Source organism: Kosakonia sp. ML.JS2a (genome assembly GCF_025642095.1).
GTDB lineage: Bacteria > Pseudomonadota > Gammaproteobacteria > Enterobacterales > Enterobacteriaceae.
On record NZ_CP106754.1, the window covers coordinates 4486796 to 4498787 of the forward strand.

The 11992-nt window shown below is 55.6% G+C and carries 12 protein-coding genes; 4 read left to right on the top strand and 8 right to left on the bottom strand.

The window, feature by feature from the left end; genetic code table 11:
* Position 1: 1 nt before the first annotated feature.
* Complete coding sequence (gene serB, locus N7922_RS21145; RefSeq protein WP_061497870.1) at positions 2 to 973, bottom strand: phosphoserine phosphatase; 972 nt, start codon at positions 971 to 973, stop codon at positions 2 to 4.
* A gap of 118 nt (positions 974 to 1091) precedes the next feature.
* On the opposite strand from serB, the gene N7922_RS21150 reads away from it, so the two are divergent.
* On the top strand, positions 1092 to 1736 hold the full coding sequence (locus N7922_RS21150) for a YtjB family periplasmic protein (protein ID WP_263098129.1): 645 nt from the start codon (positions 1092 to 1094) through the stop codon (positions 1734 to 1736).
* Between the two features lie 49 nt (positions 1737 to 1785).
* Positions 1786 to 2802, top strand: coding sequence for a lipoate--protein ligase LplA (gene lplA, locus N7922_RS21155; RefSeq protein WP_263098130.1), 1017 nt, complete (start codon positions 1786 to 1788; stop codon positions 2800 to 2802).
* Positions 2803 to 2885: 83 nt separating this feature from the next.
* Here the strand turns inward: lplA and deoD are convergent, their stop codons facing one another.
* From deoD to deoC, 4 genes are all read right to left on the bottom strand, one after another.
* A complete protein-coding gene (gene deoD / locus N7922_RS21160; RefSeq protein WP_263098131.1) occupies positions 2886 to 3605 on the bottom strand; it encodes a purine-nucleoside phosphorylase in 720 nt (239 codons plus the stop codon).
* Between the two features lie 63 nt (positions 3606 to 3668).
* Positions 3669 to 4892, bottom strand: coding sequence for a phosphopentomutase (gene deoB, locus N7922_RS21165; RefSeq protein WP_263098132.1), 1224 nt, complete (start codon positions 4890 to 4892; stop codon positions 3669 to 3671).
* 51 nt (positions 4893 to 4943) lie between these two features.
* Complete coding sequence (deoA, locus tag N7922_RS21170) at positions 4944 to 6266, bottom strand: thymidine phosphorylase (RefSeq protein WP_263098133.1); 1323 nt, start codon at positions 6264 to 6266, stop codon at positions 4944 to 4946.
* 95 nt (positions 6267 to 6361) lie between these two features.
* Positions 6362 to 7141, bottom strand: a complete 780-nt coding sequence (gene deoC / locus N7922_RS21175; RefSeq protein ID WP_263098134.1) for a deoxyribose-phosphate aldolase — start codon at positions 7139 to 7141, stop codon at positions 6362 to 6364.
* Between the two features lie 252 nt (positions 7142 to 7393).
* Here deoC and N7922_RS21180 point away from each other — a divergent pair, with 252 nt between their 5' ends.
* Both N7922_RS21180 and N7922_RS21185 read left to right on the top strand, forming a co-directional pair.
* Complete coding sequence (locus N7922_RS21180; protein ID WP_263100971.1) at positions 7394 to 8944, top strand: YjjI family glycine radical enzyme; 1551 nt, start codon at positions 7394 to 7396, stop codon at positions 8942 to 8944.
* Entirely contained in the window at positions 8916 to 9779 is an 864-nt protein-coding gene (locus N7922_RS21185; RefSeq protein ID WP_263098135.1) for a YjjW family glycine radical enzyme activase, read from the top strand. The genes N7922_RS21180 and N7922_RS21185 overlap by 29 nt, the downstream gene beginning before the upstream one ends.
* Here N7922_RS21185 and N7922_RS21190 read toward each other — a convergent pair.
* From N7922_RS21190 to N7922_RS21200, 3 genes are all read right to left on the bottom strand, one after another.
* On the bottom strand, positions 9768 to 10550 hold the full coding sequence (locus N7922_RS21190; RefSeq protein ID WP_263098136.1) for a TatD family hydrolase: 783 nt from the start codon (positions 10548 to 10550) through the stop codon (positions 9768 to 9770). The genes N7922_RS21185 and N7922_RS21190 overlap by 12 nt on opposite strands.
* A complete protein-coding gene (locus N7922_RS21195; protein ID WP_263098137.1) occupies positions 10547 to 11611 on the bottom strand; it encodes a patatin family protein in 1065 nt (354 codons plus the stop codon). The genes N7922_RS21190 and N7922_RS21195 overlap by 4 nt, the downstream gene beginning before the upstream one ends.
* Positions 11612 to 11729: 118 nt before the next feature.
* Positions 11730 to 11891 (bottom strand): DUF1328 domain-containing protein, encoded by a 162-nt coding sequence (locus N7922_RS21200; RefSeq protein ID WP_007373037.1) that lies wholly within the window; start codon positions 11889 to 11891, stop codon positions 11730 to 11732.
* Between the last annotated feature and the right edge of the window lie 101 nt (positions 11892 to 11992).

Below are 11992 nucleotides of genomic sequence, written 5' to 3' on the forward strand. Positions count from 1 at the left end.
TCTACTTCTTATTAATACTGCCGGAAAGAATACAAAATACGCCCATCAGATCCGCGTGCCGGATGGTAATTTCCGCCTTTTCATTCACCTTTGGCTTGGCATGGAAAGCAATGCCCAACCCGGCGGCTTTGATCATTGGCAGATCGTTCGCCCCATCACCGATCGCGACCGTCTGCGCTGTCGGGATCTCGTGCTCTTCCGCCAGGCGTTTCAGTGTACGGGCTTTGTATTGCGCATCGACGATATCCCCCAGCACCTGGCCGGTAAATTTGCCGTCCATGATCTCCAGTTCGTTCGCCACTGCCGCCGTCAGGCGCAGTTTGTCGCGCAGGTAATCCGCAAAAAAAGTAAAACCGCCGGAGGCAATCGCCACTTTCCAGCCCAGCGTTTCCAGCTTCAACACCAGTTGCACCAGACCCGGCATCAGCGGCAGTTTTTCGCGCACCTGCAGCAGAATATTGGCGTCCGCGCCTTTCAGCGTCGCCACGCGGCTGCGCAGGCTGGCGGTAAAATCCAGCTCGCCGCGCATCGCGCGTTCGGTGACTTCCGCCACCATCTCACCCGTGCCGGCCAGTTTGGCGATTTCATCAATACACTCAATCTGGATCGCGGTGGAATCCATATCCATCACCAACAGCCCAGGCGAGCGCAAATGCGGGATTTTCCCCAGCGGCGCAACGTCCATGCCTTCATCATGCGCCAGTCGGGAAGCACGCGGCGTTAACGATCCCGCCAGACGGATCACCTGGTAGTCTTCCACATCCCAGGCAGCGACAATCACCATGGCGGCGCCCAGTTTACGCTGGTAGGTTGTCAGGCGTTGTTTGTCCAGATGACGCCCGTACAGAAGCCAGCCGCTACGACCAGCGTGGTAGTCCAGAGGCATCACCTCATCACCACTTAAAGAGAGCGGCAATCCCGGCCACTGAGAAACATCATCGGGCAGATCGCACCAGGTCAAACTGTTCGGCATTAAAGCTCCTGTAAAAACGTTCGCGCCAGAAAGCATCGGAGGGGAAAATAACGCATGAGGCTACCTTGTAACCAGCGCTTCTGGCAACATTAAGCCTCAAATTTTCAACAGGTGGAATATGGCTCGCGCAAAACTTAAATTTCGACTGCACCGCGCAGTGACAGTGCTTATCTGTCTGGCGTTACTGGTGGCGCTCATGCAGGGCGCGTCCTGGTTCAGTCAAAACCACCAACGCCAGCGTAACCCGCAGCTTGAAGAGCTGGCGAGAACGCTGGCGCGCCAGGTGACGCTCAATCTCGCGCCGCTGATGCGCACCGAAACCCCGGATGAAAAACGCATCGACATCGTGCTGCGTCAGTTAACCGAAGAGAGCCGCATCCTTGATGCGGGCGTATACGATGCCGAAGGCGATCTGGTGGCGCGTTCCGGCGAAAGCATTGATGTCCGCGACCGGCTGGCGCTGGATGGCAAAAAAGCGGGCGGTTACTTTAATCAGCAGATCGTCGAACCCATTCAGGGTAAAAGCGGTCCACTGGGCTACCTGCGCCTGACGCTGGATACGCACACGCTGGCGACCGAGGCCAAACAGGTGGATAACACCACCAATATTCTGCGCCTGATGTTACTGCTCTCGCTGGCGATCGGCGTGATTCTGGCCCGCACCCTGCTACAAGGTAAACGCACCCGCTGGCAGCAATCGCCGTTCTTGCTGACAGCCAACAAGTCCGTACCGGAAGAAGAAGAACCCGAAAAGAAAGAGTAATTGTCCGCCTCCGGCAAGATAACTGAATGTTACAGAAAGGAAATCTGCTATGTCGACGCTTCGTCTGCTTATCTCTGACTCTTATGATCCCTGGTTCAACCTGGCGGTCGAAGAGTGCATCTTCCGCCAGATGCCTGCCACACAACGGGTGCTGTTCTTGTGGCGTAATTCCGATACGGTGGTGATCGGGCGGGCGCAAAACCCGTGGAAGGAGTGCAATACCCGACGTATGGAAGAAGATAACGTGCGCCTGGCGCGTCGCAGCAGCGGCGGCGGTGCGGTGTTCCACGATTTGGGGAATACCTGCTTTACCTTTATGGCCGGGAAACCGGAATACGATAAAACCATCTCTACGGCAATCGTGCTCAATGCGCTGAATGCACTTGGCATCGTGGCAGAGGCCTCCGGGCGCAACGATCTGATAGTAAAAACCGCGGAAGGCGACCGCAAGGTCTCCGGATCCGCATACCGCGAAACCAAAGATCGCGGTTTCCATCACGGCACCCTGCTGTTAAACGCCGATCTCAGCCGTCTGGCTAACTACCTGAATCCGGACAAGAAAAAGCTGCAAGCCAAAGGCATCACCTCTGTTCGCGGGCGTGTGGCGAACCTGGTGGATCTGCTGCCGGGCATTACCCACGCGAAAATTTGTGATGCGGTGACTGAGGCGTTTTTTGCGCACTACGGTGAGCGGATAGACGCAGAGATTATCTCGCCGGATAAAACGCCGGATCTGCCCAATTTCGCTGAAACCTTCGCGCGTCAGAGCAGTTGGGAGTGGAACTTTGGCCAGGCTCCCGCGTTCAGCCACCTGCTGGATGAGCGCTTTAGCTGGGGCGGCGTCGAGCTGCATTTCGACGTTGAGAAAGGCCATATCACCCGCACGCAGGTGTTTACCGACAGCCTGAACCCGGCACCGCTGGAAGCGCTGGCAGCACGGCTACAGGGCTGCCTGTACCGGGCGGATATGCTGGCGCAGGAGTGTGACTCACTGTTGATGGATTTCCCGGAACAGGAACAGGAGTTGCGCGAGCTTTCGGCGTGGATTGCCGGCGCGGTGCGTTAACAGCCCCCGACAGTGGTGAATGCGCATGAACAGTTTCGTGAATAGATAAAAAAGGGCAGAGAACCTGCCCTTAGAAGAGAAACTTACGCCTTGTCGCCCAGCAGGACAGATTCCAGCGCAATTTTGATCATATCGTTGAAGGTCGTCTGACGCTCAGCAGAAGAGGTCTGCTCATGGGTACGGATATGGTCGGAAACGGTGCAGATGGTCAGCGCTTTCGCACCAAACTCCGCCGCCACACCGTAAATACCCGCCGCTTCCATTTCCACGCCGAGCACGCCATATTTTTCCATCACATCAAACATTTCACCGTCCGGCGAGTAGAACAGATCGGCGGAGAACAGGTTGCCCACGCGCGCGTCCACGCCCAGCGCTTTTGCTGCATCGACGGCATTACGCACCATGTCGAAATCAGCGATAGCAGCGAAGTCATGATCTTTGAAACGCATGCGGTTCACTTTGGAGTCCGTGCATGCCCCCATACCGATCACCACATCGCGCAGTTTCACATCCATACGCACCGCACCGCAGGAACCTACGCGGATGATTTTCTTCACGCCAAAATCGGTGATCAGCTCTTTGGTGTAAATGGAGCAGGACGGAATGCCCATACCGTGGCCCATCACGGAGATTTTGCGGCCTTTATAGGTGCCGGTATAGCCCAGCATGCCGCGCACGTTGTTCACTTCGCGGTAATCTTCGAGGAACGTCTCGGCAATGTGTTTTGCACGCAGCGGGTCGCCCGGCATCAACACTACGTCAGCGAAATCGCCCATTTCTGCATTAATATGTGGGGTAGCCATCGTCAATTCCTTTATGTCGTTGTCGTTAAAACAGCAAGGGCGGGAATATCCCGCCCAAAATCATCAGAACATGGCCTTGCCATATTCCATATCAGACACGCCGAAGTATTTCGCCAGCGTCTGGCCAATATCCGCAAAGGTTTCGCGGTGACCCAGCGAGCCAGGTTTCACTTTCGGGCCGTAAACCAGTACCGGAATATGCTCACGGGTGTGATCTGTGCCTTTCCAGGTCGGATCGCAACCGTGGTCCGCCGTCAGGATCAGGATATCGTCTTCGCCAACCAGTTCCATCAGTTCCGGCAGACGACGGTCGAACAGCTCCAGACCACCAGCATAACCGGCAACATCGCGACGATGGCCCCATGATGAGTCAAAATCAACGAAGTTAGTAAAGACGATTGTCTTATCACCCGCTTCTTTCATCTCTTTCACAGTTGCGTCGAACAGTGCATCCAGCCCGGTGGCTTTCACTTTTTTCGTGATGCCGCAGTTAGCATAGATATCGGCGATTTTACCCACGGAAACCACATGGCCCGCTTTCTCATCCACCAGTTTTTGCAACACGGTGGCTGACGGTGGTTCCACCGCGAGATCATGACGGTTACCGGTGCGCTGGAAGTTGCCGGCTTTATCACCAACAAACGGACGCGCAATCACACGACCAATGTTATAGCCGCCTTCGGTCAGCTCTTCACGGGCGATTTCACACAGTTCATACAGCTTATCGAGACCAAAGGTCTCTTCATGACAAGCGATCTGGAACACCGAGTCCGCCGAGGTGTAGAAAATCGGCTTGCCGGTCTTCATGTGCTCTTCGCCCAGTTGATCGAGGATCACCGTACCGGAAGAGTGGCAGTTACCGAGGTAACCCGGCAGGTTAGCGCGCGCCACCAGTTTATCCAGCAGTTCCTGCGGGAAGCTGTTTTCGGTGTCGCTAAAATAGCCCCAGTCAAACAGCACCGGTACACCGGCGATTTCCCAGTGACCAGACGGCGTATCTTTACCGGAAGAGAGCTCATGCGCCCAGGCATACGCCCCGGCGATTTCCGCATTGGCGTCCATCCCCGCAGGGATAAACCCCGTGGCCCCTTCATGCGCCTTTGCCAGGCCCAGGCGGGTAAGATTGGGCAAGTTCAACGGACCTTTACGCCCGATGTCGGCTTCCCCTTTAGCACAGACTTCAGCAATATGACCGAGGGTATCGGAACCCACGTCGCCAAAGCGATCCGCGTCTTCAGTCGCGCCGATGCCGAATGAGTCCAGCACCATAATAAATGCACGTTTCATATGTTCTCCGTACCTTGTGCTTTGTAAAAAAGCGATCAGATCAGTATATCGCTATTCGGTGATGCGGCGATAGACCGTCGGTGTCTCTTTTGGCGCACTGTCGCCAATCACAATCGCAGCTTTGACGGCCTGCGCCGCATCCTGCCAGCTTGCTTCGTCTTTTGCATGGATCACCGCCAGCGGGCGCTGGCCATCCACGCGCTCGCCCAAACGGGCCATCTCGGTAAAGCCAACGCTGTAATCGATGCTGTCTGTAGCCTGACGACGGCCGCCGCCCATCGATACCACCGCCATGCCCAGCGCACGGGTATCCATGGCGCTGATAAACCCTTCGTCATCGGCATAAACCGCTTTGCTCAGCATCGCGGTTGGCAGGTATTTGGCGTAATTTTCCACGAAATCGACCGGACCTTTCTGCGCAGCGACCATGCGACCAAAGACCTCCGCAGCTTTGCCGTTATCCAGCACCGTCTGCAACTTCGCCCGCGCGTCGGCATCGTCTTTCGCCAGTTTGCCGGAGATCAGCATCTCCACGCACAGTGCCATCGTCACATCAAACAGTCGTGGATTGCGGTATTCACCGGTCAGGAACTGCACGGCTTCGCGCACTTCCACTGCGTTACCCGCACTGGAAGCCAGCACCTGATTCATATCGGTCAGCAGCGCAGTCGTTCGCACACCAGCGCCATTGGCTACGCCCACGATCGCTTCCGCCAGTTGTTCGGAAAGGGCATAGGTGGGCATAAATGCGCCGCTGCCGACTTTCACATCCATGACCAGCGCATCCAGGCCTTCTGCCAGTTTTTTGGCCAGAATCGATGCCGTGATCAACGGAATAGAGTCCACCGTCGCGGTAATGTCGCGGGTGGCGTAAAAACGTTTATCCGCCGGCGCAAGAGAGTTGGTCTGGCCGATAATCGCTACGCCAACCTCTTTGATAATGTCCCGGAAACGCTGGTCGTCCGGGAAGATGTCAAACCCAGGAATGGCTTCCAGTTTGTCGAGCGTGCCGCCCGTGTGACCCAGGCCGCGCCCGGAGATCATCGGAATATAGCCGCCGCAGGCCGCCACCATGGGGCCGAGCATTAACGATGTCACGTCACCAACGCCGCCAGTGGAGTGCTTGTCGACCACCGGGCCGTTGAGATCAAGCTGTTTCCAGTCCAGAACAGTGCCCGAATCCCGCATCGCCATGGTCAGCGACACGCGTTCCGGCATGGTCATATCGTGGAAGAAAATGGTCATGGCGAGGGCCGCAATCTGCCCCTCGGAAACGGTGTTATCGCGAATTCCGTTGATAAAGAAACGGATTTCTTCATCACTCAGCGCGAGACCATCGCGTTTTTTTCGAATAATTTCTTGAGCGAGAAACATGGTACCCCCTGAGGAATGAGAGGGCCGGGCCACAGAACGGCCCGGCGAAATATTGGTTTGTTCAGCCTGATATGCGAAGCGCCATCAGGCCATTATCAGTAGCTACTGGCGCTTTTACCGTCGCCGTGGCCCAGCGCTTTCAGTAAGCTTGCCAGCAGGCTGGACGCGCCAAAACGGTAGTGGCGGGCATCGGCCCAATCTGCGCCAAACAGCTCGTCGGCAATCGCCAGATACTGTTGCGCATCTTCTGCCGTACGCACGCCGCCTGCGGGTTTAAAACCGACGGTTTTCTCAACGCCCATATCGCGGATCACTTCCAGCATAATGCGCGCGCTTTCCGGGGTGGCATTCACCGGCACTTTACCGGTAGAAGTCTTGATGAAATCCGCACCCGCTTTGATAGCGATTTCAGAGGCTTTACGGATCAGCGCTTCCTCTTTCAATTCACCGGTTTCAATGATCACTTTCAGCAACACGTTCGCCGCTGCGCATGCCTCTTTACAGGCTTTAACCAGGTCAAACCCAATCTGTTCGTTCCCGGCAATCAGCGCGCGGTACGGAAACACCACGTCAACTTCATCCGCGCCATAAGCAATGGCTGCACGGGTTTCCGCCAGCGCGATATCAAGATCATCATTACCGTGTGGAAAGTTCGTGACCGTCGCGATGCGCACATCCGGCGTACCTTGCGCGTTCAGCGTTTTGCGCGCAATCGGGATAAAACGCGGGTAAATGCAGACTGCGGCCGTGTTGCCTACTGCTGTTTTCGCCTGATGGCACAGCGCGATGACTTTTTCATTCGTGTCATCATCGTTCAGGGTTGTCAGGTCCATCAGTTTCAACGCACGCAGGCTGCTTGCAGTTAAATCAGTCATATTCTCTCCGACGGCGTAATGCCGATTTCTTGTTCGGGTCTGTTAATATTCTAACATTAACCCACCATTACACTTCGACACCCATCACAGTTAATGAAAACCAAATGCAGTTTTGCAAAACCATAATGAGACATTCATCAAACTTTTAAGCTCAAAACGACGATGATTGCGTTTCTGTACGCTGGGATCAAAAGCGACAGACGGTGGTTTTCTTAGACTCTCTGCACCACTTAAGGAAGGAGAGGAACGATGATGTCCGAGTCTGTTGATCCTTTATCACTGTCGCGTTGCCAGCAAATTGTCACCAGCCCAACGCTCACGGTGGAACAAAAGCGCCATTTTCTCGCCCTCGAGGCGGAGAACAGCCTGCCCTATCCGGCGCTGCCGGAAGCCGCGCGCGCCGCGCTTGATGAGGGCGCGATCTGCGATATGTTTGAGGGACATGCCCCGTACAAACCACGCTACGTTCTGCCCGATTACGCCAAATTCCTTGCCAACGGATCCGCCTGGCTGGAACTGGAAGGCGCTCAGGATCTGGATGACGCCCTCTCTCTGCTGACCATCCTTTATCATCATGTTCCGTCAGTCACCTCCATGCCGGTTTACCTCGGGCAACTGGACGCACTGCTGCAACCATATGTTAGAATTATAACACAAGAAGAAATCGATATTCGAATAAAACGTTTCTGGCGCTATCTCGACAGAACCCTGCCAGATGCATTTATGCACGCCAATATTGGCCCGAATGACACACCCATCACCCGCGCTATTTTGCGCGCGGATGCCGAATTACAGCAGGTTTCGCCGAATCTCACCTTTATTTATGATCCGCAAATCACCCCTGATGATCTGTTGCTGAATGTCGCGAAAAATATCTGTACCTGCAGTAAACCGCACATTGCTAATGGCCCGGTGAATGATAATATTTTCACAAGAGGCGGTTATGGCATCGTCAGTTGTTACAATTCTCTGCCTCTGGGCGGCGGCGGTAGCACACTGGTGCGGCTCAATCTGAAAGTCATCGCCGAACGCAGTGACTCGCTGGAGGATTTTTTCAGCCGCCAGCTCCCCCACTACTGCCAGCAACAAATCGCCATCATTGATGCCCGTTGCGACTTTCTCTACCAGCAATCCGGTTTCTTTGAGCATAGCTTCCTGGTACGGGAGGGTCTGATCGACGCCGATCGTTTTGTGCCCATGTTTGGCATGTATGGGTTAGCAGAAGCGGTCAACATTCTGTGTGAGAAAAGCGTGCTGGGTGCGCGCTACGGCAAAGATGAACAGGCCACTGCCATTGGCTACCGCATTAGCGAACAACTGGCGGACTTTGTAGAAAACACGCCCGTGAAGCATGGCTGGCGACAGCGCGCGATGTTACATGCGCAGTCCGGTATCAGTTCCGATATTGGCACCACGCCGGGGGCGCGCCTGCCCTATGGCGATGAGCCGGATCCAATCACGCATTTACTGACCGTCGCACCGCACCACGCATGGTACAAGGCCGGTATCAGCGACATTTTGACCCTCGACGAGACCATCAAACGTAACCCACACGCGCTGGTGCAATTGTGCCTTGGCGCATTCAAGGCGGGGATGCGCGAGTTCACCGCTAACGTGCAGGGCAACGACCTGGTGCGGGTCACCGGTTATATGGTTCGCCTCTCGGATCTGGAAAAATACCGCGCCGAGGGCTCGCGAATCAACACCACCTGGCTGGGTGAAGAAGCCGCGCGCAACACGCACATCCTTGAACGACAACCCCGCGTGATAAGCCATGAACAGCAGATGCGCTTTCGTCAGTAAGATCATCCCGTTTTCCTGCGTCGATGGTCCGGGAAGCCGTCTGGCGTTGTTCTTACAGGGCTGCAATATGCGCTGTAAGAACTGCCATAATCCGTGGACAATCGGGCGCTGTAATCACTGTGGTGAATGTGTGCCCGCTTGTCCGCATCAGGCATTAACGCTGGCGGGCGGCAAGGTTAACTGGCATGCGCCTATTTGCCAGCAGTGCGACACCTGTCTGCATATGTGCCCGCAACAGGCCACGCCGATGGCGCAGTTGATGAGCGTGGACGCCGTACTGGCGCACATCCGTAGCGCCGCGCTGTTTATTGAAGGCATCACGGTGAGCGGCGGCGAAGCCACATTGCAGCTACCGTTTCTGCATGCGCTGTTTACCGCACTGCGTGCGGATCCGTCATTACGCCATCTGAAAAACCTGGTGGACAGCAATGGCCTGCTCAGTGAAACCGGCTGGCGTAAGCTGTTGCCGGTGTGTGATGGCGCGATGATCGATCTGAAAGCCTGGAGCAATGATCATCACCATTTTCTTACCGGGCGAGATAATGCGCAGGTGAAAGCCAGCCTGCGTCTGCTGGCAGCGGAAAATAAGCTTGTGGAATTGCGCCTGCTGCTGATCCCGGAGCACTGCGATTATCTGACGCACATTGATGCGCTTACCGCGTTTATCCACCAGTTAGGGAATGTGCCCGTACGTCTGAATGCGTTTCATGCTCACGGCGTTTACGGCGCGGCAGCGACATGGCGCAGCGCTACTGCTGACGATATTGAACCCCTGGCCGATGCGCTGCTGGCGCGTGGCATCACAACGGTACTGCGCCCGGCGCTATACCTGTAATGTAAAGAGCTGGCGCGTATTCTCCAGCAACGCCTGCGCGATGACATCGGGTGCTTCCGGGCGCAGCTCGCAGAGCGTGTCAAAGACCCGCGCCGCCTGTTCCGGGCGATTAGGTTGTCCCTGAAAACCATTGAGCGGCATATCCGGGGCATCGGTTTCCAGCAACAGCGCAGACAACGGTAAACGGGTCATAACATCGCGGGTTTTACTGGCGCGCGGATAGGTTATGGTGCCACCCACGCCAATGCAGTAGCCCAGCTCAATAAAGCGTTGCGCCTGCTGCAAACTTCCGGCAAAGCCGTGCACCACGCCCCGGCGCGGCAGATCCTGTTTTTTCAGATGCATTGCCAGTTTGTCATGGGTGCGACGGGAGTGAAGGATCACCGGTAAATCGAAGCGCTTCGCCAGTTGTAATTGCGCATCCAGAAACTGCTGCTGGCGACTAAACTGCGGATCATCACGGTACAGATCGAGGCCAATCTCCCCTATCGCCACCACCTTCTCCGGTTTTGTGGCAAGGTAATGCGCCAGTTTTTCCAGGCTTTCCGACGTATGCGCTTCAATCACAATCGGATGCAGCCCCAGCGCGGCGTACAGCGCGGTGTGCTGAGAGGCCAAATCGCAAACGCGGGCAAAATAGTCAGCACTGATGGCCGGAACAATAATGCGCTCAACGCCCACCTCCGCTGCGCGAGCAATGCTGGCAGCTTCATCACCGGTAAAGGGCGGAAAATCAAAATGGCAGTGCGTATCGATAAAGCGAAAACTCACGCCGTATCCTCTTTGTTAATGGGGAAATCATTGGCCTGTGGCGCAATAACCAGTGGTGTATCAATAGCATCGTTAGCCACTGGTGCAGGCGGCACCACGCGAGTCGCAGGCACGGGCGGATGGCGCATGAGCGGCGGTGTCTCCGCCAGCAGTTTGCCCACCGTGGCGAGGAAATAGCGCCCGCACAATCGGCCAAGTTTGTAGTCGTCGCGCAGCGCCGGTAAACGGCTGCCTAACGCCATGCTATGCAACAGTTTGGGGGGATAGATCTCAAAAATACGCAGCTTACCCGGCGGGGTTTCGATAAATTTCTGAATCGCTAAATAGCTTTTCTCATGATGCTGCACCAGATTGACCAGCGACTGAAGACTGCTCTCTCCCAACCAGCGTTCCATACGCTTAAACCACTGCGGCGTATAGTACATCTGCGAAGGCACTGTGCGGATCACCACGATCGTTTTTGCACCGCGTTTCGCCGCTTCCTGCACCGGAATGGCATCGCTGACGCCGCCGTCCAGATAGTTCACCCCTTCCAGCATGACGCCCGGGCGGTAAAAGCCGGGAATAGCGCTGGAGGCGCGAATCAAATCCAGCCATGTCTGATGCGTCGGGGCGAAATACTCTGCCGTATAGTCATCCTGGCGGCAGGCGCACATATAAAAGGCCTTGCCTGTATCAAAGGCGCGGGCGGCATGATCCATCGCCAACGGCATCTGGCTTGAGGTGGACTCGACCAGCCAGTCGAGATCAATAAGATTACCGCCGCGGACAAACCGCACCGGATCAAAAAAGTCGCGTTTGGTGGTGTAGCGCATAATGACTTTGCGCGCATAGCCTGGCTGGTTACAAACATAGGCTGAGAGGTTTTGCGCACCGGCAGACGTGCCAAAGTAGAGATCGAAAGGGTTAAATTCCGCGCGCATAAACTCATCCAGCACCCCGGCGGTGAAAATGCCACGCTGACCGCCGCCTTCACACACCAGTGCGAGGCGACCGGGACGAAATGGTTTTAACGCCAGCGGCGCAATGTTGCCGAGCGTTACGGGAATATGCTGCCCCACTCTGCTTTCCTTTCTGATGCGTTATCTCACAAAGTAACGCAATTATTCCCCTGCCGATACAGCAAAGCCAGTCACAGGGACTGGCTTTAATGTAACCGAAATTTAAGCGTGTAATGCGCTATGGACGCCGGCGCCCCATGAACAGGCTGACCAGGAACAGGATAATACCGACGATAAAGACGATTTTCGCTGCGCCTGCTGCCGTACCTGCAAGACCACCAAAACCCAGGGCGGCGGCAATTAACGCGATAACCAGAAATATAATGCCCCAACGAAACATAAGACTCTCCTTTACCATAGTTAATGTCGACCGCTAAAAGTGAGCGCTCAGGATGCTCACCCGCGATTTTCCGGGTACGTGTTTGTCATACCCGGCAAGCG

Excerpts from the sequence above, each read along its gene's own strand:
- serB (WP_061497870.1), bottom strand. The coding sequence starts at position 973 with ATGCCGAACAGTTTGACCTGGTGCGATCTGCCCGATGATGTTTCTCAG.
- N7922_RS21150 (WP_263098129.1), top strand. The coding sequence starts at position 1,092 with ATGGCTCGCGCAAAACTTAAATTTCGACTGCACCGCGCAGTGACAGTG.
- lplA (WP_263098130.1), top strand. The coding sequence starts at position 1,786 with ATGTCGACGCTTCGTCTGCTTATCTCTGACTCTTATGATCCCTGGTTC.
- deoD (WP_263098131.1), bottom strand. The coding sequence starts at position 3,605 with ATGGCTACCCCACATATTAATGCAGAAATGGGCGATTTCGCTGACGTA.
- deoB (WP_263098132.1), bottom strand. The coding sequence starts at position 4,892 with ATGAAACGTGCATTTATTATGGTGCTGGACTCATTCGGCATCGGCGCG.
- deoA (WP_263098133.1), bottom strand. The coding sequence starts at position 6,266 with ATGTTTCTCGCTCAAGAAATTATTCGAAAAAAACGCGATGGTCTCGCG.
- deoC (WP_263098134.1), bottom strand. The coding sequence starts at position 7,141 with ATGACTGATTTAACTGCAAGCAGCCTGCGTGCGTTGAAACTGATGGAC.
- N7922_RS21180 (WP_263100971.1), top strand. The coding sequence starts at position 7,394 with ATGTCCGAGTCTGTTGATCCTTTATCACTGTCGCGTTGCCAGCAAATT.
- N7922_RS21185 (WP_263098135.1), top strand. The coding sequence starts at position 8,916 with ATGAACAGCAGATGCGCTTTCGTCAGTAAGATCATCCCGTTTTCCTGC.
- N7922_RS21200 (WP_007373037.1), bottom strand. The coding sequence starts at position 11,891 with ATGTTTCGTTGGGGCATTATATTTCTGGTTATCGCGTTAATTGCCGCC.